Annotated in this window: 22 protein-coding genes; 14 read left to right on the top strand and 8 right to left on the bottom strand. The window is 71.9% G+C overall.

What is annotated here, in order from left to right:
* The first annotated feature begins 101 nt into the window (after positions 1-101).
* From JGR68_RS04625 to JGR68_RS04610, 4 genes are all read left to right on the top strand, one after another.
* Positions 102-1250 (top strand): porin, encoded by a 1149-nt coding sequence (locus JGR68_RS04625; protein ID WP_199361182.1) that lies wholly within the window; start codon positions 102-104, stop codon positions 1248-1250.
* A gap of 79 nt (positions 1251-1329) precedes the next feature.
* A complete protein-coding gene (locus JGR68_RS04620; RefSeq protein WP_199361180.1) occupies positions 1330-2481 on the top strand; it encodes a glycosyltransferase family 1 protein in 1152 nt (383 codons plus the stop codon).
* Positions 2459-3004, top strand: a complete 546-nt coding sequence (locus JGR68_RS04615) for a phosphatase PAP2 family protein (protein WP_199361177.1) — start codon at positions 2459-2461, stop codon at positions 3002-3004. Before JGR68_RS04620 ends, JGR68_RS04615 begins: the two co-directional genes overlap by 23 nt.
* A 94-nt stretch (positions 3005-3098) precedes the next feature.
* On the top strand, positions 3099-3845 hold the full coding sequence (locus JGR68_RS04610; protein ID WP_199361175.1) for a class I SAM-dependent methyltransferase: 747 nt from the start codon (positions 3099-3101) through the stop codon (positions 3843-3845).
* Between the two features lie 12 nt (positions 3846-3857).
* Here JGR68_RS04610 and creD read toward each other — a convergent pair whose 3' ends face one another.
* The 3 genes from creD to creB all read right to left on the bottom strand — a co-directional run bounded on the left by creD (position 3858) and on the right by creB (position 7423).
* Positions 3858-5189, bottom strand: a complete 1332-nt coding sequence (gene creD, locus JGR68_RS04605; RefSeq protein ID WP_199361173.1) for a cell envelope integrity protein CreD — start codon at positions 5187-5189, stop codon at positions 3858-3860.
* Between the two features lie 90 nt (positions 5190-5279).
* Positions 5280-6707, bottom strand: coding sequence for a two-component system sensor histidine kinase CreC (gene creC, locus JGR68_RS04600; protein WP_199361171.1), 1428 nt, complete (start codon positions 6705-6707; stop codon positions 5280-5282).
* Positions 6708-6709: 2 nt separating this feature from the next.
* The gene (creB, locus tag JGR68_RS04595; RefSeq protein ID WP_199361169.1) at positions 6710-7423 is read right to left on the bottom strand and encodes a two-component system response regulator CreB; all 714 of its coding nucleotides are present in this window, start codon (positions 7421-7423) and stop codon (positions 6710-6712) included.
* 41 nt (positions 7424-7464) lie between these two features.
* Between creB and rlmJ the strand changes: the two genes are divergently transcribed.
* The 4 genes from rlmJ to JGR68_RS04575 all read left to right on the top strand — a co-directional run bounded on the left by rlmJ (position 7465) and on the right by JGR68_RS04575 (position 13228).
* Positions 7465-8322, top strand: a complete 858-nt coding sequence (gene rlmJ / locus JGR68_RS04590; RefSeq protein ID WP_199361167.1) for a 23S rRNA (adenine(2030)-N(6))-methyltransferase RlmJ — start codon at positions 7465-7467, stop codon at positions 8320-8322.
* 55 nt (positions 8323-8377) lie between these two features.
* Positions 8378-8971 (top strand): GNAT family N-acetyltransferase, encoded by a 594-nt coding sequence (locus tag JGR68_RS04585; RefSeq protein ID WP_199361164.1) that lies wholly within the window; start codon positions 8378-8380, stop codon positions 8969-8971.
* Positions 8972-9058: 87 nt separating this feature from the next.
* A complete protein-coding gene (mfd, locus tag JGR68_RS04580; protein ID WP_199361162.1) occupies positions 9059-12571 on the top strand; it encodes a transcription-repair coupling factor in 3513 nt (1170 codons plus the stop codon).
* Between the two features lie 102 nt (positions 12572-12673).
* Positions 12674-13228, top strand: coding sequence for an outer membrane beta-barrel protein (locus JGR68_RS04575; protein ID WP_199361160.1), 555 nt, complete (start codon positions 12674-12676; stop codon positions 13226-13228).
* Between the two features lie 33 nt (positions 13229-13261).
* Here the strand turns inward: JGR68_RS04575 and JGR68_RS04570 are convergent, their stop codons facing one another.
* The 5 genes from JGR68_RS04570 to JGR68_RS04550 all read right to left on the bottom strand — a co-directional run bounded on the left by JGR68_RS04570 (position 13262) and on the right by JGR68_RS04550 (position 17566).
* On the bottom strand, positions 13262-13936 hold the full coding sequence (locus tag JGR68_RS04570) for a DNA-3-methyladenine glycosylase 2 family protein (protein ID WP_199361158.1): 675 nt from the start codon (positions 13934-13936) through the stop codon (positions 13262-13264).
* A 3-nt stretch (positions 13937-13939) separates the two neighbouring features.
* Positions 13940-14311 (bottom strand): DUF423 domain-containing protein, encoded by a 372-nt coding sequence (locus JGR68_RS04565; protein ID WP_199361651.1) that lies wholly within the window; start codon positions 14309-14311, stop codon positions 13940-13942.
* A gap of 92 nt (positions 14312-14403) precedes the next feature.
* A complete protein-coding gene (locus tag JGR68_RS04560; protein WP_199361156.1) occupies positions 14404-15567 on the bottom strand; it encodes an SRPBCC family protein in 1164 nt (387 codons plus the stop codon).
* A gap of 98 nt (positions 15568-15665) precedes the next feature.
* Complete coding sequence (locus JGR68_RS04555) at positions 15666-16343, bottom strand: response regulator transcription factor (protein WP_199361154.1); 678 nt, start codon at positions 16341-16343, stop codon at positions 15666-15668.
* On the bottom strand, positions 16340-17566 hold the full coding sequence (locus tag JGR68_RS04550) for a sensor histidine kinase (RefSeq protein ID WP_199361151.1): 1227 nt from the start codon (positions 17564-17566) through the stop codon (positions 16340-16342). The genes JGR68_RS04555 and JGR68_RS04550 overlap by 4 nt, the downstream gene beginning before the upstream one ends.
* Before the next feature lie 171 nt (positions 17567-17737).
* Here JGR68_RS04550 and JGR68_RS04545 point away from each other — a divergent pair, with 171 nt between their 5' ends.
* From JGR68_RS04545 to JGR68_RS04520, 6 genes are all read left to right on the top strand, one after another.
* The gene (locus JGR68_RS04545) at positions 17738-18334 is read left to right on the top strand and encodes a GNAT family N-acetyltransferase (protein WP_199361149.1); all 597 of its coding nucleotides are present in this window, start codon (positions 17738-17740) and stop codon (positions 18332-18334) included.
* Positions 18334-19134: a septum site-determining protein MinC gene (gene minC / locus JGR68_RS04540; RefSeq protein WP_199361146.1), complete on the top strand. Its 801-nt coding sequence runs from the start codon at positions 18334-18336 to the stop codon at positions 19132-19134. The genes JGR68_RS04545 and minC overlap by 1 nt, the downstream gene beginning before the upstream one ends.
* Positions 19135-19157: 23 nt before the next feature.
* A complete protein-coding gene (gene minD, locus JGR68_RS04535; RefSeq protein ID WP_199361143.1) occupies positions 19158-19967 on the top strand; it encodes a septum site-determining protein MinD in 810 nt (269 codons plus the stop codon).
* A gap of 3 nt (positions 19968-19970) precedes the next feature.
* Positions 19971-20231, top strand: coding sequence for a cell division topological specificity factor MinE (minE, locus tag JGR68_RS04530; RefSeq protein ID WP_199361141.1), 261 nt, complete (start codon positions 19971-19973; stop codon positions 20229-20231).
* A 10-nt stretch (positions 20232-20241) separates the two neighbouring features.
* Entirely contained in the window at positions 20242-20712 is a 471-nt protein-coding gene (locus JGR68_RS04525; RefSeq protein WP_199361138.1) for a hypothetical protein, read from the top strand.
* Positions 20713-20791: 79 nt separating this feature from the next.
* A complete protein-coding gene (locus JGR68_RS04520; protein ID WP_199361136.1) occupies positions 20792-22765 on the top strand; it encodes a M2 family metallopeptidase in 1974 nt (657 codons plus the stop codon).
* Positions 22766-22894 lie beyond the last annotated feature (129 nt).

Genomic DNA, 22894 nt, shown 5'->3' with positions numbered 1-22894 from the left:
CGCTGCAAGCCGCCCCGCGATGGGACGCACCGTCCCCGGGCCGTCACCGGCGCGCACGCTAGACTTCACGGTCCCCCGCATGACAGTCCCGCGACGATCCCATGAAATTCCTGTTGCCGCCCATCGCTCTCCTTGCCGCCGCCTGCCTGGTGCCCGCCCACGCCGAGGTGCCGCTGGGCACGGTCGCGGGCTCCGACGTGGCGTTCGAGGGCATGTTCCAGGTCGACGGCTACTGGTTCGACAACGACGTGCTCGACCTCGACGCGCGCCCGGACGGCCGTGACCGCGCCACCGGCGTGCGCCGGTTCGAGCTGGCGCTCAAGGGCAGCGGCCCCGGCGGCCTCGGCTGGGTGCTCGGCTACGACGTCTACAACGAGACCTACCTCGACAACAACCTGACCTGGTCGTTCGGCGGCGACGGTGCGCCGAAGCACACCCTGCTGTTCGGCCAGTCCAAGCAGCCCAACAGCCTCGAGGAGCTGTCCTCGTCGCGCAACAACGACTTCATCGCCAAGGCCGCGGCCACCAGCACCTTCGCCACCGGCCGCCGCCTCGGCGCCTCGTGGGGCTATGACGCCGAGGACCACGGCGCCACCGTCAGCTGGTTTGGCCGCAACCTCGACGACGACGCGGGCGGCGCCGGCTATGGCGCGCGCGGCTGGTGGGCGCCGGTGCGTGAGGACGGCCGCGTGCTGCACCTGGGCCTGAGCCACGTCGACCGCGACACCGAGGCCGATGCGCTGCGCCTGCGCGCGCGCCCGAACGCCGACATGGCGGCCGTGCGCATGGTCGACAGCGGTGCCCTGGCCGACGTCGACCGCCTGGCGACCACCGGCGTGGAGGCGATGTGGATCAGCGGTCCGCTCAAGCTGCAGGGCGAGTACTTCCTGGCCAGCGCCGACCGCATCGGCAATCCCGGCTATGACGCCAGCGGCGGCTACGCCAGCGCCCTGTGGACGCCCGGCGGTGGCACCTGGGGCTACCGCGGCGGCCTGCCGCGCACCAGCGTCGCCGACGCCGGCCTGTGGCAGTTCGGCCTGCGCTACGACCAGCTCGACCTCGACGACGGCGCGGTGCGCGGGGGCCGCATGGAAGCCTGGACGGTCGGCGTCAACTGGTACTGGCGCAACAACACCAAGCTGATGCTGAACTACGTCGACGTCGCCAGCCGGCGCACCGACCCGGCGACCGGAGCCCGCATCGACGACGATCCGTCGATCCTCGAGGCGCGCGTCCAGCTGCACTGGTAATCGCGTCACACGGGCGTCGTCAAACCGCCACACGGACGACACCCTGGCGCGCCAGGCTTCGGTCAAACCGGAGCCCTCCATGCGCTACGCCATCGTCACCGAGACCTATCCGCCCGAAGTCAACGGCGTCGCCCTGACCGTGCGCGAGCTGGAGCGGGGCCTACGCGGCCGCGGCCACGAGGTGGAGCTGGTGCGCCCGCGCCAGCACCGGCAGGACCCGGGCGGCGATGGCCAGCTGCTGACCGCCGGACTGCGGCTGCCGCTGTACGCCGGCCTGCGGTTCGGCCTGCCGGCGGCGGCGCGGCTGCGCCGGCGCTGGCGCCGGAACCGCCCCGACGCGGTCTACATCGCCACCGAAGGCCCCCTGGGCTGGTCGGCGATGCGCGCCGCACGCGCCCTCGGCATCCCGGTCTCCTCGGGCTTCCACACCCGCTTCGACCACTACATGCGCGACTACGGCCTGCCCCTGCTGCAGCCGGTGGCGTTGGCGTGGATGCGGCGCTCCCACAACCGCTCCGCGGCCACCCTGGTCCCGACCCGGAAGCTGCGCACCGAACTGGAGACGCTCGCCTTCAGCCGGGTCGTGCACCTGGCGCGCGCCGTCGACACCCGGCGCTTCGATCCCGCCCACCGCGACGAGGCGCTGCGTGCACGCTGGGGCCTGGGCCCCGACGACCTCGCCGTGATCCACGTCGGCCGCGTCGCCGCGGAAAAGAACCTCGAGCTGGCGATCCGCGCCTTCCGCGCGCTGCAGGCCCTGCGTCCGGACGCGCGATTCGTCTGGGTCGGCGACGGCCCCGGCATGGCCGCCATCCGCGAGGCCAACCCCGACTTCATCCACTGCGGCCTGCAGCGCGGCGAAGCGCTGGCCCGCCACTTCGCCAGCGCCGACCTGTTCCTGTTCCCGAGCCTCTCGGAGACCTTCGGCAACGTGACCATCGAGGCCATGGCCAGCGGGGTGGCCACGGTGGCCTTCCGCTACGGCGCCGCGGCCGAGCACCTGCGCCATGGCGCGCACGGCGCCGCCATCGACCCGCACGACGAGGCCGGCTTCATCGCCGCCGCCTGCCGCCTGTCGCTCGAGGACGCGTCGCGCCGCGCGATGGGCGCGGCGGCCCGCACCGCCGTGCAGTCGCTGCGCCCGGCGCAGGTCGCCGCGGACTTCGACGCGGTGCTGCACGGCATCGCCCGCCGCGGGAGCCCTGCCGATGCCCACGCCGCCCTCGCCTGACCGCCTCGCCGGCGACCGCCTGCTGTGCCTGCGCACCAACGCCTGGTGCGCACGGACCGGCGTGCTGCAGGTCTTCGCCACCGTCAGCCGGCTGGGCGACGGGATCGGCTGGTACCTGCTGATGGCGGCGATGGTGCTGGCCGACGGCGTCGACGGCCTGCGCGCCTCGGCACACATGGCCGCGACCGGCGCGCTGGCCCTGCTGCTGTACACGACGCTCAAGCGCCGGACGCGCCGTCCGCGGCCGTTCGCCGCCGACGTGCGGATCCGCGCCTGGATCGCGCCGCTGGACGAGTTCAGCTTTCCCTCGGGACACACGCTGCATGCGGTGTCCTTCAGCATCGTCGCCCTGGCCCACTATCCGCAGCTGGCCTGGCTGCTGCTGCCGTTCACGGCCCTGGTGGCGCTGTCGCGCGTGGTGCTGGGCCTGCACTGGCCCAGCGACGTGCTGGCGGCGCTCCTCATCGGCGGAGGCCTGGGTGCCCTGTCGCTGCGCCTCGGCCTGCCGCTGCTGCCGGGCTGAGCTCCGCGGCGCGCTGGCCGGTCCCGGCGCCCCGCCGCGTAGAACCGGGTAGCAGCCGATGCCCATCGGCCGCAGCCCACCGCAGGGGAGCCCCATGGGACTGAGTTCGAAGGACTTCCACTTCTGGACCCGGCGCGCCGCGATCGCCGGCATCAACACCCTCCAGACCATGCTGCCGCCGATGCGCAACTACCCGCGGGTCCAGTTCCACATGGACACCGTGTTCTGGCACTGCGCCGCGCACGGCTTCCCGCTGCACCGGCCGCGCATCCTCGATCCGTTCTCGGGCTCGGGCATCAACATGTCGCACAGCTACGTCGACCGGGCCGGGACCGCGCACCTGTGCGACATCGACCAGGACTACGCCAAGCTCGCCGGCAAGCTCGCGCCCAACGTCACCGCGATCCACGGCGACAGCTTCCGCATGCTCAACGAGGGCGATCCGCGGCTCGGCGTCTACGACCTGATCGTGCTCGACAACAACCTCGGCGGCGTCTACTACGACTACTGCGAGCACTTCGACGCGATGCCCGCGGTCTTCCGCTACTTCGACCCGGAGGCGCCGCACGTGGTGCTGGCGCTGAACTTCATCACCGATCCCGAGCAGATGAACGCCGACCCGCGCTTCGCCACGCCCAGCTTCGAGCAGCAGATGGCGCGACGGGCGGACTTCTACCAGACCACCGAGCGCCGGATCACGCCCGCCACGGGTGCGGCGGCCTACGCGCGCGAGGCGAAGAAGGAGGGCTGGGAGGTGGTCGGACACGCGCTGGCACCGCGCGCCGAATTCTTCCACTTCCTGCTGCTGTTCATGCGCCGGGCGACGACCGTCGGCAACTGAGCACGCCACGGCTCAGCGCGCCGTCGCCGGCATGCCCGCGCCGACGCGGTACCAGTCGATCCTGCGGGTCACCACCATGATCGCGGCCAGGACCACGAACAGCAGCCCCGCGCCCAGCACCAGGGCGTTGTCCTCGGACACCAGCAGGCCGTAGAGCGCGGCGTACAGGGTCGCCAGCATCGCGGCGAAACCGGCGCCGCGCGCCGCGCCGCCCAGCACCGCCGACAGGTAGAACCCGATCAGGCCGATGCAGGCCACCGCCGCCGCCAGGTAGGCCAGGCCGAAGGCGATGTGTTCGCCCAGGCTGACCAGCAGCAGGAAGAACACCGCGATCGCGAGTCCGACCAGGGCGTACTGGATCGGGTGGATCGGCTGCTGCCGGATCAGTTCGAACATGAAGAAGGCGATGAAGGTCAGCAGCACGAACAGCAGGCCGTACTTGGTGGCGCGCTCCGCCTGCAGGTAGGCGTTCACCGGATCGACCAGGGTCACGCCGGCGGCGTCCGGATCGCCGGTGCCGGCGGTGTGCGCCAGCGACGCATGGCGGCGGTAGCGGGCCTGGGCTTCGGTGGCGAGCGAGGCCAGCTTCCAGCGCGCCTCGAAGCCCGCCTGGCCGATGTCGTGCACCGGCGACAGTCCCTCGAAGCGCGGGTGCCGCCAGCTCGAGCGCAGCCGCAGGTCGTTGTCGCGCGCCAGCGGCAGCATCGCGAACGATTCGGTGCCGCGCACCTCGAGCTCGAGCCGGCTGCCGAAGGCGAGGCGCGCACCGGGCACCGGCGTGTCCAGCCGCGCATGCACGCCGGGCCCGTCCTCGTGGCCGATGCCCTCGACCAGGGCGAGCGGGCGCCCGTCGACCTGCAGCCGCGGCAGGTCGCGCAGGCCACGCACGTCGGCGATCCCGAAGGCCAGCCAGGGCTCGCCGATGCGGCGGTCGCTGCCCTCGGGCGCGTCGTCGGGGATGCTGGCGTCGAAGCGTGCCTGCAGCGTGCCCTGCCACTGGTACACCCGGACCTCGTGCAGCCCGCGCCGGCGGACCTCCGGCGCCAGCGCACCGTCCACGACCAGGGCTTCCGGGAAGAAGGTCCAGTGCCGCGTGCGCCGGCGCAGCGTCGTGCGCATGACCCCGGCCGGATCGGCGACCTGCTCGCGCACCTCCTCGCTGTAGGGGACCACCAGCACCGGACCGGACAGCACCTGGCGGCCGCCGTGGCTGGCCGCGATGCCGGTCACCGCCTCCGCGCGCCGCGCCTGCCGCTCCTGGACCACGCCGCGCACCATCGACAGCGGCACCAGGATCGCAACCGTCATCGCCGCCACCATCAGGATCTTCACCCACAAGCGCATGTCCCACTCCCGTTGGAAACCGGGCACAGGCTGCCGCTGCGGGATGTGCGCAGCGCGGCGCGACGGTGAGGCGGGGGTGAAGCGCCGCGATCAGCCGACGGGCAGCACCAGCGAGGCGAGCGCGCCACCGCCCGCGCGGTTGTGCAGCGCCGCGTGGCCCCCGTGCAGCTGGGCCACCTCGGCGACGAAGGTCAGGCCGATGCCGCTGCTGCGGCCGCCCTCGCCCGGGCGCGGCAGCGAGTAGAAGCGGGCGAAGACCTGCTCGAGCGCGAAGTCCGGGACCCCGGGGCCGTCGTCGGCCACCTCGATGCGCACGCCCGCGGCGTCGACCCGCAGCGCCACCGCGACGGTGCCGCCGCGCGGCGAGAAGGCGATCGCGTTGTCCACCAGGTTCTCCAGCGCCTGGCGCAGCAGGAAGGCGTCACCATCAGGGCTGGGCAGCGGTTCGTCCGCGTCCAGCGCCAGGTCGACGCCCGCGGCGCGCAGTCGCGGCATCACCGCGTCCGCGACCTCGCGCGCCACCGCGGCGAGATCCACCGGCGCGGCGTGCTCCAGCCGCTGGCGGTGCTCGACCGCCGCCAGCGCCAGCAGCTTGTCGATCATCCCCGCCATGCGTTCGCTCTGCGTGCCGATGTGGCTGGCGAAACGTCGGCGGTCGGCCTCGGGCAGCGGCGATTCGAGCAGCTCGGCCGAGCCGCGGATCGCCGCCAGCGGCGACTTCAGCTCATGGGTCAGCGTGTGCACGTAGCGTTCGACGTAGCGCCGATCCTCGAGGCGTTCGCGCATGGTTTCCAGTGCCCGGCCCAGGTCGCCGAACTCGCCGGCGGCGTCGGGCGGCGACGCGCGTTCGCCGGCGGTCACCGCGTCGGCGTAGCGGCGCAGCGCGCCGAGCTGGCGCGACAGCCACCACGCGGCCGACAGCCCCACCAGCAGCGCGGTGCCGAGCAGCACCAGGCCCCAGCGCAGGATCACGCCCTCGCTGCGCGCGATGAACGGCGCCATCGCGCGGTTGGGCTTGGACACGGTCAGCGCGCCGACGATGCGTGCGCCGTCGCGGATCGGCGCCGCCACGTGCATGACCGAGCTGGCGTCGTCGTCCGGGTCGCTGCGCGTGGAACGCGCGCCGTAGCGTCCGCGCAGGGTCAGGTGGACGTCGTTCCAGCGCGAATGGTCGGCGCCCAGTTCGCGTCCGGCGGAGTCGAAGACCACGATGCCGCGCGCGTCGGCGATGGTGATGCGGTAGCTCGACTCGCGCTTCTCGAAGCCCCAGATGCCGGCACCGATGTCGCGTCCGGCCAGCGCGCGCACGCGGCTGGCGAAGGCGCCCTCGTTGATCCGGCCCGCGAGGAAGTCGTCGGTGGCCAGCTCGGCCAGCACGTTGGCGGTATCCACCAGCGTGTCCTCCATCGCCTGGCGCACCCCCGGCTTGACCTCGCGCAGGAACACCTGGCCCAGCAGCAGCGCGGCCAGCGCCACGATCACGAAGTAGCCGAGCAGGATGCGCAGGCCGATGCGCATGCTCAGCCCGCGTCGATCGAATAGCCGATGCCGCGGTGGGTGCGGATCGGGTCGGCGCCGGCGTCGCGCTCGCGCAGCTTGGCGCGCAGCGTCTTGACGTGGGTGTCGACGGTCCGCTCGCCGCTTTCGGGCGCGTCGGGCCAGGCGCGGTCGAGCAGCTGCGCGCGGGCCAGGATCGCGCCGGGGCGGCGCAGCAGTTCGGCCAGCAGCGCGTACTCGTGCCGGGTGAGGTCGAGGGCATGGCCGTCGAAGCGGATCCGGCGCGCCTCGGGATCGTGCTCGAAGCGCCCCGCGCGCTGCGGCCCACCGGCACCCGCGGCGTGGTGCCGGCGCAGCCGTGCGCGGACCCGCGCCACCAGCTCGCGCGGGGAGAACGGCTTGGCCACGTAGTCGTCGGCGCCCAGCTCCAGGCCCAGCACGCGGTCCACCTCGTCGCTGCGCGCGGTCAGGAACACCAGCGGCAGCGCGCTGAAGGCACGCAGCTGGCGGCAGACCTCGAAGCCGCCGATATCCGGCAGGCTGACGTCGAGCAGCACCAGGTCGATGCCGCCTGCACGCACGCGCTCGGCCACGCCGCGGCCGAGCATCCGGTGCTCGACGGTGAAGCCCTCGGCGCGCAGCGCGTAGGCCACGGTGTCGGCGATCGCCGGATCGTCCTCGACCAGGAGCACGGTGGATGGCGCGGGCGCGGCGTCGACGGACATGGCGCGCAGCATACCGGGCGCCGCGGCGGCCAGCGGCCCGGTATCCTGCAGCGATGAACTACCGCCACGCGTTCCATGCCGGCAACCACGCCGACGTCCTCAAGCACGTCGTCGTGCTCGCCCTGTGCGATGCGCTGGTGGCCAAGCCCGCACCGCTGTTCGCGCTCGACACCCATGCCGGCCGCGGGCTCTACCGGCTGTCGGGTGCCAGCGCGCAGGCGACCGGCGAGGCCGACGACGGGATCGCCCGGCTGATCGCCGAGACGCCGCGCGATCCGCTGCTGCGCCGCTACCTGGACGCGGTCGCCGCCTGCCGCAAGGCGCATGGCGCCGACGCCTACCCGGGCTCGCCATGGCTGCTGGCGCATGCGCTGCGCGAGGCCGACCGCATCGTCTGCTGCGAGACCCAGCCGGAAGAAGCGAAGGCCCTGGCCAGCCACCTCGCCGGCGACCGCCGCGTGCGCGTGCACGAGGGCGACGGCTACGCCGCCGTGCGCGCCACCCTGCCGCCGCGCGACGGCGAGACGCGGATCGGCCGTGGACTGGTGCTGATCGATCCCCCCTATGAAACCCAGCTGGCGGAATTCGACGATGCCCTGGGTGCGATCCGCGAAGGATTGCGCCGCTTCCCGCAGGGGGTGTTCGCGCTCTGGTACCCGATCAAGCTGCGGCGCACGCTGATGCCGTTCCAGCGGCGCGCGGCGGACCTGCCGGGCAAGTCGGTGCTGCTCGCCGAGCTCATGGTGCGACCCGACGACTCGCCGCTGCGCATGAACGGCAGCGGCATGCTCATCGTCAATCCGCCCTGGCAGCTCGACGTGGCGCTGGCGCCGGCGCTGAAGTCGCTGGCCCGCGCACTGGGCGAGCGCGGCGGCGATGCGCGCGTGCACTGGCTGCGCAAACCGGCCTGAGCGTGACGCCGGGTGTGGAGGCGGGCTTCACCCGCGTCGTGCCAGCATCGCCCACATGGTCGCCAGAAACCGCCTTCCGCCGTGGCACGAGGAGCTCCGTCTCCGCAACGGCCACGATGTGCTGATCCGCCCCATCCGCCCCGAGGACGCCCCCGTCCTGCGCGCCAGCTTCGAACTGCTCGAGCCGGGCGACATCCGCGGGCACCTGCTGTCCGGGGCCCCGGAGATCGGCGTCGAACGCTCGCGCCAGCTGTCCCAGCCCGATACCCGCAGCGAGTTCACCCTCGTCGTCACCGAGCAGCAGCTGGCGCCGGGTGACGCGATGATCCTGGGTCTCGCGCGTGCGGCCATCCTGTCCGGAACGCGCGAAGCCACCTTCACCATCCTGGTCGGCCGCAACGTCGAGGGCATGGGCCTGGGCCGGCACCTGATGCGCCGCCTGGCGCGCTGGGCGCGCGGCAAGCGCCTGGATGCGCTGACCGGCGACGTGCCCGAGGCGAATGGACCCCTGCTCGACCTGGCGCAGTCGATGGGCTTCAGCCAGAGCGACGAAGGCGCGGATCCCGGCTTCGTGCGCATCCGCCTGCCGCTCGGGCAGGCCACCCCGTCGGCCGGCATCGGCGACGAAGGCCCCTCCGCCTCGCCCTAGGCCGGCTTCACCGCCCCGCCCGTTAGACTGTGCGGTCCCGCGCAGGCTGCGTCGAACGCATCCTGCGCTGCCCCTATTTGCGTGCCGATGACCGACCAGACCCCGCTTCGCCCCTCTTCCGCCCCGGCCTCCATTCCCCCGCTTCCCGGCCCCGGACGCCCGCGCGCCTGGTGGCGCGCCCCGGCCTCGCGCTCGGCACTGGCCTGGTTCGTGGCCGCGGCCGCGCGTGCCCATGACGGCGTGCTGCTGGCCGTCGCCCGCGACAACCACGCCGCCACCCAGCTCGAAGCCGACCTGCACACCCTGGTCGGCGACGAGCGCGGCCTGCCGGTGCTGGCGTTCCCGGACTGGGAGACCCTGCCCTACGACCGCTTCAGTCCCCATCCGGAGATCGTCTCCCAGCGCCTGGCCACGCTGCGCCGCCTGCCGACGATGACCCGCGGGATCCTGGTGGTGCCGGTGCAGACGCTGATGCAGCGCCTGCCGCCCCTGTCCTACGTGGTCGGCAACAGCTTCGACCTGCGCGTCGGACAGCGCCTGGACCTCGACGCCGAGAAGCGCCGCCTGCAGGCCGCCGGCTACCGCAACGTGCCGCAGGTGTACGACCCGGGTGATTTCGCCGTGCGCGGCGCCCTGCTCGACGTCTATCCCATGGGCGAGGCCGCGCCCTTCCGCATCGAGCTCCTCGACGACGAGATCGACACCATCCGGGTGTTCGATCCGGAGAGCCAGCGTTCGCTGGACCGGGTCTCGGCGCTGCAGCTGATGCCCGGCCGCGAAGTTCCGCTCGACGAGACCTCGCGCACCCGCGCGCTCGACGCGCTGCGCGAGCAGTTCGACATCGACACCCGGCGCAGCGCGCTGTTCCAGGACCTCAAGGCCGGCGCGGCGCCCGCCGGCATCGAGTACTACCTGCCGCTGTTCTTCGAGCGCGCCGCCACCGCGACCCTCTTCGACTACCTGGGCAAGGGCGCCCTGCCGCTGGTCGACGACGGCGTCGGCGCCGCCGCCGACCACTTCTGGATGCAGGCCGGGCAGCGCCACGAGCAGCGCCGGCACGACGTCGAGCATCCGGTGCTTGCGCCGGGCGCGCTGTGGCTGGCGCCCGACGAGCTGCGCGCGCGCTTCAACGACGTGCCACGGATCGAGGTCGCGGGCGAGGGCCATCCGCGCCGCGACGAGGCCGCCACGCTCGGCGAGCAGCCCGCGCCATCGCTGCCCGTGGCCGCGCGCCACGACGCCGCCGCGGTCCCGCTGAAGGAGTTCCTCGCCAGCTACCCGGGCCGCGTGCTGGTGTCGGCCGACACGGCCGGCCGCCGCGAGGCGCTGCTGGAGGTGCTGGACGCCGCCTCCCTGCAGCCGCAGGTGCTGGCCGACTTCCGCAGCTTCGCCGCCGGCGACGCGCGCTTCGCGATCTCGGTCGCCCCGCTCGAGGACGGCTTCGCGCTCGACCCGGGCGTCGCCGACGCCGGGCCGATCGCGGTGCTCACCGAGCGCCAGCTGTTCCCCGAGCGCGCCGCGGCCCCGCGCCGCCGCAAGCGCGCCGGCCGCGAGCCGGAGGCGATCATCCGCGACCTCGGCGAGCTGTCGGACGGCTCGCCGATCGTGCACGAGGACCACGGCGTCGGCCGCTATCGCGGCCTCGTGACGCTGGAAGCCGGCGGCATGCCGTCGGAATACGTCGAGATCGAGTACGCCAAGGGCGACCGGCTGTACGTGCCGGTCGCGCAGCTGCACCTGATCAACCGCTATTCCGGCGCGTCGCCCGAGACCGCGCCGCTGCATTCGCTGGGCGGCGAGCAGTGGACCAAGGCCAGGCGCAAGGCCGCCGAGAAAGTACGCGACGTGGCCGCCGAGCTGCTCGAGATCCAGGCACGGCGCCAGGCGCGCGCGGGGCTGGCGATCGACGTCGACCGCGGCATGTACGAGCCCTTCGCCGCCACCTTCCCGTTCGAGGAGACGCCGGACCAGCACTCGGCCATCGAGGCCGTGCTGCGCGACCTGCAGTCCTCGCAGCCGATGGACCGCGTGGTCTGCGGCGACGTCGGCTTCGGCAAGACCGAGGTCGCGGTGCGCGCGGCCTTCGCCACCGCGGCCGCCGGCAAGCAGGTCGCGGTGCTGGTTCCGACCACGCTGCTGGCCGAGCAGCACTACGCCAACTTCCGCGACCGCTTCGCCGACTGGCCGATCCGGGTCGAGGTGCTGTCGCGCTTCAAGTCGACCAAGGAGATCAAGGCCGAGCTGGAGAAAGTGGCGGAAGGCACGATCGACGTCATCGTCGGCACCCACCGGCTGCTGCAGAAGGACGTGCGTTTCAAGGACCTGGGCCTGGTGATCGTCGACGAGGAGCAGCGCTTCGGCGTGCGCCAGAAGGAGGCGCTGAAGGCGCTGCGCGCCAACGTCCACCTGCTGACGCTGACCGCCACGCCGATCCCGCGCACGCTCAACATGGCCATGGCCGGGCTGCGCGACCTGTCGCTGATCGCGACCCCGCCGGCCAACCGGCTCGCGGTCCAGACCTTCGTCGTGCCCTGGGACGATGCCCAGCTGCGCGAGGCCTTCGAGCGCGAGCTTGCCCGCGGCGGCCAGCTGTTCTTCCTGCACAACGACGTCGAGTCGATCGGCCGCATGCAGCGCGAGCTGCAGGAGCTGGTGCCCGAGGCGCGCATCGGCGTGGCCCACGGCCAGATGCCCGAGCGCGAGCTGGAACGGGTGATGCTCGACTTCCAGAAGCAGCGCTTCAACGTCCTGCTGGCCTCGACCATCATCGAATCCGGCATCGACATCCCCAACGCCAACACCATCATCATCAACCGCGCCGACAAGTTCGGCCTCGCGCAGCTGCACCAGCTGCGCGGCCGCGTCGGCCGCTCGCACCACCGCGCCTATGCCTACCTGGTGATCCCGGACAAGCGCTCGATCACCGCCGATGCGCGCAAGCGCCTGGGCGTCATCGCCTCGATGGACGAACTGGGTGCCGGCTTCACCCTGGCCACCCACGACTTGGAGATCCGCGGCGCCGGCGAGCTGCTGGGCGAGGACCAGAGCGGGCAGATGGCCGAGGTCGGCTTCAGCCTGTACACCGAGCTCCTCGAGCGCGCGGTGCGTTCGATCAAGCGCGGCGAGCTGCCCGACGTCGACGGCACCGCCGCTCGCGGCGCCGAGGTCGAGTTGCACGCCCCGGCCCTCATCCCCGAGGACTACCTGCCCGACGTGCACACGCGCCTGACGCTCTACAAGCGCGTCAGCTCGGCGCGCGATGCCGATGCGCTGCGCGAGCTGCAGGTGGAGATGATCGACCGCTTCGGCCTGCTGCCCGAGCCGGCCAAGCTGCTGTTCGCCACCGCCGAGCTCAAGCTGCAGGCCAGCGCGCTGGGCATCGCCAAGATCGACATCGGCACCGGCGGCGGGCGGGTCAGGTTCGTCGAGAAGCCCTCGGTCGATCCGATGGCCATCATCCGCCTGGTGCAGGGCCAGCCGAAGCAGTACCGCATGGACGGGCCCGACACCCTGCGCCTGGCGCTGGAGCTGCCGACCCCGCTCGAGCGCCTGCAGGCCGCGCGCGGGCTGCTGGCGCTGCTGGCACCCGCCGGGCGCTGAAGCGGCGCGTCACACCGCTCCCGATTGACAGCGCCGCGGCGCGTGCGCATCCTGCGCCGCCCCGCGTTCGGGGGGCTCCCACTTCAAGGTACAAGGAACGTCATGCACAAGCCTCTCCTCTTCGCCGCTGCGCTGCTCGCCACCGCGTGCGCGCCGGCATTCGCCGCCGACGGCCGTGGCGGTTACATCCGCGCCGAGATCGGCCAGAGCGACATCGACCTCGACTACGCCGGCGCGTCCGCAAGCGAGGACGACACGTCGTTCGTGTTCTCCGGCGGCTACTGGTTCAACCGCAACATCGCCATCGAAGGCCACGTCGGCACGCTGTACACCGAGTACCTCGGCGACGACCTGGACCTCGACCTGGTCAGCATCGGCGTCGGCGTGGCCGCGAAGCACGGCTTGGGCCAGGACGGCACCGGCTTCTTCGTCGGCGGCCGCGCGGGCATCGCGCGCATCACCGCGCAGCTGCGCGAGGACGACTGGGACGTGATCGACGACGAGCATTCGAACAAGCCGTATTTCGGCGCCAGCGTCGGCTACGACTTCAGCCCGCGCTTCGGCGTGTCGCTGAACTGGGATCGCCGCCAGGCCGAGTTCGACGGCGTCGATCTCGACATCGACACCCTGGCCATCGGCGGCGAACTGCGCTTCTGATCGGCTGCGCAGGGGGGCTCCGGCCCCCCGCGCTCATTCCTGCGAGCGCTGGACCGGCACCACCGCGGACGCGGCCGCGTCGGCGATGCGCCACAGGTACAGGGCGGCGTGGGTCCGGAACGGACCCCAGCGTTCGCCGCGTGCCGCCAACTCGCGCGGCGTGGGCATCGCCTCCGCCGAGTCCAGCAGTTGCGCGCCCTTGCGCACGCCGAGGTCGTCGACCGGCAGCACGTCCGGACGGCCGAGGCGGAACATCAGCATCATCTCCACGGTCCAGCGGCCGATGCCGCGGATCGGCACCAGCGCAGCCACGATCGCGTCCGCGTCCATCACCGACATCCGCCGCAGGTCGGGAATCTCCCCGCGTGCCTCGCGGGCGGAAAGATCGCGCAGCGCGAGCGCCTTGTTGCCCGAGACCCCGCAGGCGCGCAGTGCGGCGTCGTCGATGCGGCCCAGCGTGTCCGCGTGCAGGCGGGTGCTGCCGATGGCGGCCTCCACCCGGCCGACGATCGTGGAGGCGGCCTTGCCGCTCAGCTGCTGGAACAGAATCGCGCGCGCGAGCGCGTCGACCGGGTCGAAGCTCCGCCGCCAGCGCGGATCCGGCCCGATCGGACCCAGGCGACGGATCCAGGCGCCGAGCCGGCGGTCGCGGCGGGCCAGCCAGGCGTCGGCCTCGACGGTGTCATAGCCGCGCCGGTAGCGGGGCATGGCTCAGCGCCCCAGGACCGCTGCGGCGTGGCCCAGCCAGCCGAGCATCATCAGTCCGCCACCCAGCGGCGCCAGCGCCGTCGGCAGGCCCAGGAAGTGCGCCCCCGCCAGGGATCCGGAAAACAGCAGCACGCCCAGCAGCAGGCCGGCCATCGCCGCGAGGCCCAGGCGACCGGCGGCGCGCGGGGCCAGCGCCGCCAGCGCCAGTCCATGTCCGAACGCGAACGCCGCCGCCAGGCCCAGGCGGGCGCCGGCGTCGGGCCCCGCGGCGTGCGAGGCATACGCGGCCAGCCCGACGGCGAACGCGGCCAGCACCGCGCCCGCGGCGGCAAAGCCCTTGCCGGCGCGCGCAGCGGCGCCCGGCGCGGTGGACATGGCGGCGGTCATGGCGGGAACGTGCTCCTGAAACGCGGAACGCCGCATCGTGTGATGCGGCGTTCCGAGGGTACTGCAGGCGAACGGGTCGATCAGCCCTTCAGGTTCCAGAAGACCTTGAACTGGCCGTCGGCGGTGAAGGCCGCATCGATGCCGTTGACGTAGTACTCGTACGGGCGGCCGATGGCCTCTTCACCCTGGGTCAGGGCCCAGGCGCGGGTGGCGTTGCGGGCCACGTCGAGCTCGGCCATGTAGCCGGTGTAATCGGCGCGGGCGACGCGGGTCGGCTCGCTGCGCACGAAGGTGACCGGGCCCAGCAGCTTCACGCCCTCGGCGTCCATCGGCTCGGAGTCGGTGACCGCGAAGGCCGGCCGCGCGGCAGGCGCTTCGGCGCTCTCGTCGGCATCGGCGTCGGCGGCCGGGGCATCCGCGGCGGGGGCAGCGGCACCGCCCTTGCGGCGCACGGCCTGGACCACGTCGAAGGTGTAGGTGTCACGCGCGAACTCGGTGGTCACGATGCGCAGCGGACCGATCGGCTCGAGGCCGCTCTCGTCCATCGTGCGCTTGATCCACTCGGCGTTGTCCTTCATCGCCTTCTTGACGACCTCGTTGTTGCGCTCGATCGCGCCGGCGTTGACCACCAGCAGGTTCTCGGCCGGGATCTGCGCGATCTCGAGGTTGGCGAGGTTGGAGCCGTCGACGCGGTAGTCGAAGTTCGGCACCGCGGCCAGCATGTTGGTCAGGCGGCCGAGGCCGAACTTCATCGTGTCGCCCACGTTGCGGCTGACGTACAGGCCGGCGTAGCGGCCCAGCAGGTCCCAGCCGTAGTCGATGCTGTAGTCCTGGGTGATCTCGACGTTGCGGCCACCGCGGCCGGTCGGCTTCAGGGTGATCGTGGACTGCTTGTTCGAGCCGCGGTTCTCATCGTCGATGCGGTAGACCACGCGCGAATCCTGCTCGGACTCGACGATCTCCCAGCTGCCCTTGCCCACGCCAGAGACTTCCGAGTCGTACTCGATGCGGGCACCGACGCCCTCGTCCGGACCCGAACGGTTGAGCTTGACCTGGCCCAGCGCGAAGGGATGCCAGTCGTCGAAGCGCTTGAAGCTGTTCACCGTGTCGAAGACGATCGACATGCGGCGGTTGGTCTCGACGCTTTCGCTCAGGGAGCGGCTGGACGGCAGCACCACGCCGACGATCAGGAACAGCACGGCGACGATCGCCATGGAAATCAGGAGCTCGAGCAAACGGGTCATTCAGGGTTCTCCGGGACCAGGACCGGCCAAAGCCGGGGCGCAGACCGGCAATCCTAGCAAGATTGCCTGCGTCGTCGCGACCTTCGGCGGCCGCTTTTTCATACCAGCTGCAGCTCGAAGGCCTTGAGGACCGCGCGGGTCCGGTCGCGGACCCCGAGCTTCGACAGGATGTTCGAGACGTGGTTCTTGATCGTGCCCTCGGCCACGCCCAGCGAATTGGCGATCTCCTTGTTGGAGAAGCCCGAGGCCATCAGGCGCAGGATCTCGGTCTCGCGGTCGGTCAGCGGATCGGGGCGGTCGAGACTGACGAAGTCGTTGCGCATGTGCTCCAGGCCCGACAGCAGGCGCTGGGTGACCGCCGGCTGCACCAGCGATCCGCCGCCGGCGACGGTGCGGATCGCGCCGACCAGCTGCTCCAGCGACACGTCCTTGAGCAGGTAGCCCTTGGCGCCGGCCTTGAGGCCGGCCAGCACCAGCTGGTCGTCGTCGAACGTGGTGAGGATGATGGTCGGCGGCAGGGTGCCGGCCGCGGACAGGGCCTGCAGGGCCTCGAGCCCGGACATCGCCGGCATGCGCATGTCCATCAGCACCACGTCCGGCGCGACCGTCGGGATCAGCTCGACCGCCTGCCGGCCGTCGACCGCCTCGGCGACGACCTCGATGCCGCCGTCCAGCGCCAGCAGGGAGCGGATCCCCTGCCGCACCAGGGTCTGGTCGTCGACCAGGCATACGCGGATCGCCGGCGCGCCGGCCTCGCGGGGTGCGTCGGTACTCATGTCGTCTCCCTGGTGGGTGCCGGCGGGCCTGCTGGCTCCGCCGTGGATACCGCGATGTCGGCGACGTCGTCGAGCGGCAGCCGCAGGCGCAGGGTGAAGCCCTGCCCCGGCGCCGTGTCCGCGTCGACCTCGCCACCATACGCCGCCAGCCGCTCGCGCATGCCGCGCAGGCCGTTGCCGGCGGTGAAGCCGTCCGCGCCGCGGCCGTCGTCGCGCGCCACCAGGCGCACCGCGCCGCGCTCCAGCGCGTACTGCAGCTGGAGCACGCTGGCCTGGGCGTGGCGCACGGCGTTGGTGATGATTTCCTGGGTGCAGCGCAGCAGCACGTGCGCGCGCTCGGGGTCTTCCATCGGGAACGGCCGCGGCAGGCGCATGTCGACCTTCAGCCCCGGCACGTTGCCGGCCAGCGGTTCCAGGGTCGCGGCCATGTCGATGGTCTCGTTGCCGCGGATCTGGCTGACCGCCTCGCGCACGTCGGACAGCAGCAGTCGCGCCAGGGTGTGGGCCTGGCCGACATGCTCCTGGGCCTTGCCTTCGGTCAGGTGGTTGGCCACCTCCAGGTTCAGGCTGAGCGCGGTCAGGTGGTGGCCGAGCAGGTCATGCAGCTCGCGCGAGATCCGCGTTCGCTCGTTGACCCGCACGCTTTCGGCGAGCAGGGCCCGGGTGGCCCGCAGCTCCGCATTCAGGCGGCGCTGCTCGTCGCGGGCCTGGGCCTGCTGGCGGGCGACCAGCCCGGTGACGAAGGCGAACCCGGTGAAACCGACGTACAGGCTGGCCTGCAGCACCGCCTCGATCCAGGAGAAGTCGTAGCCGCGCACGTAGACCGGCACGATCACGAACTCGCACAGCACCAGCAGCGCCACGCCCTGCCAGACCGGCAGCAGCCAGGGCAGCACGCTGGCCACCACCATCAGCAGGATGCTGCCCAGCCCGCTCTGGCTGTAGTAGCTGATCGCGATCGCGCCGCCGGCCAGTCCGGCCAGCAGCACCCCGTCCACGGTCCGGACCCGCTGCCGCCCCAGGCCGCGGGTCAGCCAGGCGTAGCTGGCACCGAAGACCGCCCAGGCGATCCAGGCCTGCAGGGCACCGGGCGCACCCGCGGCCGCGGCGCCGTCCCGGTCCGCCTGCGGCAGGGTGACCAGCAGCAAGGGCAGGCCGATCACCGCCCAGGTGAACAGTCCCGCGTAGCGCAGCAGCCGGTTGTGGTCGAAACGCTGGAGCATGGCCGCATGGTAGGCGCAAGCGCGGCCCGGGCGACGGTCCGGAAGTCATGGCCGCGGTCCCCGCCCGGTCGACCCCCATGCGATAATCGCCGCCGTCGACCGCCGCGCGATGGCTGGCCCCGCCCCACCGCGCGCGACGTTGGCGTCTTTGGCCACATCCCGGAGTCTGGAATGTCGATTGTCGTCCGCGACGTGCTTGAGCACGAGCTGGATTCCGTCCTTGCCCTGAACAACGCCGCCGGTCCCTCGATCCTGCCGCTCGACGCGGCCCGCCTGCGCCACTTCTACGACCACGCCGACTATTTCCGCGTCGCCCTGCGCGACGGCACCCTGGCCGGCTTCCTGGTCGGCTTCGGCTCGCGCCGCGGCCACGACGGCAGCAACTTCCGCTGGTTCGCCGAGCGCCACCCCGACTTCATGTACATCGACCGCGTGGTCGTCGCCAGCCGCCGCCGCGGCGGCGGCGTCGGCCGCACCATGTACGCCGACGTCCAGAGCTATGCGGAACTGCGCTATCCGGTGCTGGCCTGCGAGGTCTTCGTCGAGCACGACAGCGACACCGCGCGCATCTTCCACGGCAGCTTCGGCTTCCGCGAGGTCGGCCAGCACGTCATGCCCGACACCGGCATCCGCGCCTCGATGCTGACCAAGGAGCTGTGCAGCTACGCCTGGGTGCACGACACCTGGGGCGAGGACCTGCCGGACGTCACCTGGCTGGCCCAGCCGCGGCCGCTGGGCGAAGCGCGCCTGGCGACGGGCACCCGGTGATGGCGACGGCACCGGGCGCGACGGCCGCCAGCTTCGAACCCGCGGGCGAACTCCGCATCGGCCAGGTCGGCATCGCCAACCTGCGCATCCGCACCCTCGACATCGAACGCCTGGCCGCGGAAATGCGCGACCGGGTCCAGCGCGCGCCCAAGCTGTTCGCGCGCGGCGCGGTTGTCGTCGACTTCGGCGGCCTGTCCGCGCTGCCCGACGTGGCCACCGCGCGGGCGCTGCTCGACGCCCTGCGCGAGGCCGGCGCCCTGCCCGTCGCGCTGGCCTGGGGCAGCAGCGAGAACGAACAGCTGGCCGTCGAACTGGGCCTGCCGCTGCTGGCCAAGTTCCGCGCCCAGTACGAGCCGGCGGGCGGCAGCCCGGCCCCGGAGGCGAACCCGGCCCCACCGCCTGCAGCCGCCGAGCGCGCGCGCGCGGCCGCGAAGGCGCCGGTGGCGGACGTCCCGGCAGCCCGCGGCGGCGAGCCCGGTCTGATGCAGGCCAGCGCGGTGCGCTCCGGCCAGCAGGTCTATGCCGACAACCGCGACCTCACCGTGCTGGCCGCGGTCGGCGCCGGCGCCGAGGTGATCGCCGACGGCTCGATCCACATCTACGGCACGCTGCGCGGGCGCGCGCTCGCCGGCGCGCAGGGCAACACCAGGGCGCGCATCTTCTGCCGCGAGTTCCAAGCCGAACTCGTGGCGATCGCGGGACACTACAAGGTGCTGGAAGACATTCCCGCCGACCTGCGCGGCAAGGCCGTGCAGGTCTGGCTGGATGGCGACCAGCTGAAAATCGCAGCGCTCGACTGAAGCGCGCATACAGGAGACAGACTTTGGCCGAGATCATCGTAGTCACGTCCGGCAAGGGCGGCGTCGGCAAGACCACCACCAGCGCGAGCCTGGCCTGCGGGCTGGCGCGCCGCGGCAAGAAGATCGCCGTCATCGACTTCGATGTCGGGTTGCGCAACCTCGACCTGATCATGGGCTGCGAGCGCCGCGTGGTGTACGACTTCGTCAACGTCGTCCAGGGCGAGGCCACGCTCAAGCAGGCCATGATCAAGGACAAGCGCTTCGACAACCTGTTCGTGCTCGCGGCGTCGCAGACCCGCGACAAGGATGCGCTGACCCGCGAAGGCGTCGAGCGCGTGCTCAAGGAGCTGGCCGACGAGGGCTTCGAGTACATCGTCTGCGACTCCCCCGCCGGCATCGAGAAGGGCGCGTTCCTGGCGATGTATTTCGCCGACCAGGCGGTGGTGGTGGTCAACCCCGAGGTGTCCTCGGTGCGCGACTCCGACCGCATCATCGGCCTGCTGGACTCCAAGACCCGCCGCGCCGAGAACGGCGAGCCGGTGAAGTCGCACCTGCTGCTGACCCGCTACAACCCGGCCCGCGTCGAGACCGGCGAGATGCTGTCGATCACCGACGTCGAGGACGTGCTGGGCCTGAAGACCATCGGCGTGATCCCGGAATCGGGCGACGTGCTCAACGCGTCCAACAAGGGCGAGCCGGTGATCCTGGACATGGAGTCGCACGCCGGACAGGCCTATGACGACGCCGTCTCGCGCATCATCGGCGAAGAGCGACCGATGCGGTTCACACAGCTGGAGAAGAAGGGTTTCTTCAGCAAGCTGTTCGGGGGTTGAGTCATGGGCATGTTCGATTTCCTCAAGGCGAAGAAGAACACCGCGTCGATCGCCAAGGAGCGCCTGCGCATCATCGTCGCGCAGGAACGCTCCAACCGCGGGGCCCCGGACTACCTGCCGCTGCTGCAGCGCGAGCTGCTGGAAGTGATCCGCAAGTACGTCAGCGTCGACGTCGACGCGGTGAAGGTGGACCTGACCAAGGACGGCGAGCACGACGTGCTCGACATCACCGTGGCCCTGACCGACGAGCGCGCCGCGGGCTGAGCGGCGTGCCTTGAGCGATCCTGCGAGCGTCCTCGTGCTTGGCGACATCGCGCTCCGCGATGCCGCCGCCCTGCTCGCGGCCCATGGCCTCGAGCTCGTGGCCGTCGACGACGGCGCGCCGATCCCCGGCAGTTACTGGGGTGCGCCCGAGGCCGGCATCATCGGCTCGCGCGTGTACGCACGCGGCGACACGCCGGTGCATTCGCTGCTGCACGAGGCCTGCCACCTGATCGTGCTGCCGCCCGAGCGCCGGGCGCTCGTGCACACCGACGCCACCGACTCGGTGCCCGAGGAAGACGCCACCTGCTACCTGCAGATCGTCCTCGCCGACGCGCTGCCGGGCGTCGGCCGCCCGCGCCTGATGGTCGACATGGATGCCTGGGGCTACAGCTTCCGCCTGGGCTCCACCCGCGCCTGGTTCGAGCGCGACGCGGAGGATGCGCGCGCCTGGCTCGCCGCGCGCGGCCTGCCCACCGGCTGAGCCCGCGTCACTTGCGGGGTCGCCACCCGCCTACTAGCCTGCGTGGGTTTCGCGCCAAAGGCGCCACCGGAGATCCACAGTGAAGCCACGCACCCGCCTTGCCCTCGCCGTCGCCGTCGGCCTGGTCCTCGCCGCCTGCTCCCGCGGCCCGTCCACCACGCCCGGTCCGGATGGCGGTCCCTCGCAGGCCCAGCTGGAGAAGGAGACCGCGGACGAGTTCGTCGCCCGCGTCAACGAGGAGATGGCACAGCTGATGCCGGAGTACACAGCCTCGCAGTGGATCGCCGCGACCTACAGCAACGGTGACAGCGAACTGGTGGCCGCCAAGGGTAACGAGCGCTACCTGGCCCGCACGCAGCAGTGGGTCGAGCAGTCGCGCCGCTTCGAGGGCAAGGAGATGTCGCCGGCCACCGAGCGCGCGATCGCCCTGCTCAAGCTCGGCACCGCGATGCCGCCGCCGCGCGACCCGGCCAAGCTGTCCGAGCTGACCACGCTGGCCAGCAGGATGGAGGGCACCTACGGCCGCGGCGAATACTGCACCGGCGAAGGCGAGGCGCGCCGCTGCCGCCAGCTCGGCCAGCTCGAGGACGTGCTGCGCAACGACCGCGACTACGACGCCCAGCTCGAAGCCTGGCAGGGCTGGCACACGATCGCCCAGCCGATGCGCGAGGACTACGTGCGCTTCGCCGCCCTGGTCAACGAGGGCGCGCGCGACCTCGGCTTCGCCGATGCCGGCGAGCTGTGGCGCGCCGGCTACGACATGACCCCGGCCGAGCTTTCCACCGAGACCGACCGCCTGTGGAACCAGGTCGAGCCGCTGTACGAGCAGCTGCACTGCTATACCCGCACCCGCCTCGAGGCGGAGTATCCCGGCAAGGGTTCGGTCAACGGCATGCTGCCCGCGCACCTGATGGGCAACATGTGGCAGCAGGACTGGAGCAACCTCTGGTCGCTGCTCGCGCCCTACCCCGATGCCGGCCAGCTCGACGTCAGCGGCGCGCTGGAGCGCCAGTACCAGGCCGGCCTCAACGAACGCATGACCCGCGAGAACGCGCTGCTGCCGACCGACGGCCGGGTCGAGATCGCGCGCGGGGCGCAGCTCGAGCACGCGAAGGCGATGACGCGCCAGGCCGAGGGCTTCTACACCTCGCTCGGCATGCCGGCGCTGCCGGAATCCTACTGGGCGAAGACCCAGTTCATCAAGCCGCGCGACCGCGACGTGGTCTGCCACGCCAGCGCCTGGCAGATGAACGCCGACGCCAGCGACGTGCGCACCAAGATGTGCATCAAGCCCAACGAGGAAGACTTCACCACGATCTACCACGAGCTGGGCCACGTGTATTACTACCTGGCCTACGGCAAGCAGCCGCCGCTGTTCCAGAACGGCGCGCACGACGGCTTCCACGAGGCGATCGGCGACACCATCGTGCTGTCGATGACCCCCCAGTACCTGCAGTCGATCGGACTGGTCGAAGGCGCCGCGCCCGGCCAGGAAGCGCTGATCAACGCGCAGATGCGCATGGCGCTGTCGAAGGTGGCCTTCCTGCCCTTCGGCCTGATGATCGACCGCTGGCGCTGGGGCGTGTTCGACGGCTCGATCACCCCGGACAGCTACAACAAGGCCTGGTGGGACCTCAAGGCACGCTACCAGGGCGTGGCGCCGGTCACCGCGCGCGGCGAGGAGTTCTTCGATCCGGGCGCGAAGTACCACGTGCCGGGCAATACGCCGTACACGCGCTACTTCCTCTCGCACGTGCTGCAGTTCCAGTTCTACAAGGCGCTGTGCGATTCCGCCGGCCACGCCGGTCCGCTGAACGAATGCAGCTTCGCCGGCAACAAGGCGGCGGGCGAAAAGTTCCAGGCGATGCTGTCCAAGGGCAACAGCCAGCCCTGGCAGCAGACGATGAAGGAGCTCACCGGCGGCGAGGCGATGGACGCCTCCGCGGTGCTGGAATACTTCGCGCCGCTGCAGGAGTGGCTGGTGGAGCAGAACGAGGGCAAGACCTGTGGCTGGCAGGCGGCCGCGCGGCCGGCGCCCGCCGCGGCGCCGTGACGGCGGAGTGAACAGCGCGCTCACGCCTCGCCCGTATCGTTCCCTGTCGGATCGACGATCCACGCACAGGGGGCAGACAGGATGGGGACACCGACGGCCCGGGAGCGCAGCAGCGCCCCGGAACATGAT

Source organism: Luteimonas sp. MC1750, from assembly GCF_016615955.1.
GTDB lineage: Bacteria > Pseudomonadota > Gammaproteobacteria > Xanthomonadales > Xanthomonadaceae > Luteimonas.
This window is presented reverse-complemented; position numbering and strand designations above follow the sequence as displayed.

What these genes read in the sequence shown, in the direction of transcription:
- JGR68_RS04625 (WP_199361182.1), top strand. Translation starts at nt 102, where the DNA reads ATGAAATTCCTGTTGCCGCCCATCGCTCTCCTTGCCGCCGCCTGCCTG.
- JGR68_RS04620 (WP_199361180.1), top strand. Translation starts at nt 1,330, where the DNA reads ATGCGCTACGCCATCGTCACCGAGACCTATCCGCCCGAAGTCAACGGC.
- JGR68_RS04615 (WP_199361177.1), top strand. Translation starts at nt 2,459, where the DNA reads ATGCCCACGCCGCCCTCGCCTGACCGCCTCGCCGGCGACCGCCTGCTG.
- JGR68_RS04610 (WP_199361175.1), top strand. Translation starts at nt 3,099, where the DNA reads ATGGGACTGAGTTCGAAGGACTTCCACTTCTGGACCCGGCGCGCCGCG.
- creD (WP_199361173.1), bottom strand. Translation starts at nt 5,189, where the DNA reads ATGCGCTTGTGGGTGAAGATCCTGATGGTGGCGGCGATGACGGTTGCG.
- creC (WP_199361171.1), bottom strand. Translation starts at nt 6,707, where the DNA reads ATGCGCATCGGCCTGCGCATCCTGCTCGGCTACTTCGTGATCGTGGCG.
- creB (WP_199361169.1), bottom strand. Translation starts at nt 7,423, where the DNA reads ATGCTGCGCGCCATGTCCGTCGACGCCGCGCCCGCGCCATCCACCGTG.
- rlmJ (WP_199361167.1), top strand. Translation starts at nt 7,465, where the DNA reads ATGAACTACCGCCACGCGTTCCATGCCGGCAACCACGCCGACGTCCTC.
- JGR68_RS04585 (WP_199361164.1), top strand. Translation starts at nt 8,378, where the DNA reads ATGGTCGCCAGAAACCGCCTTCCGCCGTGGCACGAGGAGCTCCGTCTC.
- mfd (WP_199361162.1), top strand. Translation starts at nt 9,059, where the DNA reads ATGACCGACCAGACCCCGCTTCGCCCCTCTTCCGCCCCGGCCTCCATT.
- JGR68_RS04575 (WP_199361160.1), top strand. Translation starts at nt 12,674, where the DNA reads ATGCACAAGCCTCTCCTCTTCGCCGCTGCGCTGCTCGCCACCGCGTGC.
- JGR68_RS04570 (WP_199361158.1), bottom strand. Translation starts at nt 13,936, where the DNA reads ATGCCCCGCTACCGGCGCGGCTATGACACCGTCGAGGCCGACGCCTGG.
- JGR68_RS04565 (WP_199361651.1), bottom strand. Translation starts at nt 14,311, where the DNA reads ATGTCCACCGCGCCGGGCGCCGCTGCGCGCGCCGGCAAGGGCTTTGCC.
- JGR68_RS04560 (WP_199361156.1), bottom strand. Translation starts at nt 15,567, where the DNA reads ATGACCCGTTTGCTCGAGCTCCTGATTTCCATGGCGATCGTCGCCGTG.
- JGR68_RS04555 (WP_199361154.1), bottom strand. Translation starts at nt 16,343, where the DNA reads ATGAGTACCGACGCACCCCGCGAGGCCGGCGCGCCGGCGATCCGCGTA.
- JGR68_RS04550 (WP_199361151.1), bottom strand. Translation starts at nt 17,566, where the DNA reads ATGCTCCAGCGTTTCGACCACAACCGGCTGCTGCGCTACGCGGGACTG.
- JGR68_RS04545 (WP_199361149.1), top strand. Translation starts at nt 17,738, where the DNA reads ATGTCGATTGTCGTCCGCGACGTGCTTGAGCACGAGCTGGATTCCGTC.
- minC (WP_199361146.1), top strand. Translation starts at nt 18,334, where the DNA reads ATGGCGACGGCACCGGGCGCGACGGCCGCCAGCTTCGAACCCGCGGGC.
- minE (WP_199361141.1), top strand. Translation starts at nt 19,971, where the DNA reads ATGGGCATGTTCGATTTCCTCAAGGCGAAGAAGAACACCGCGTCGATC.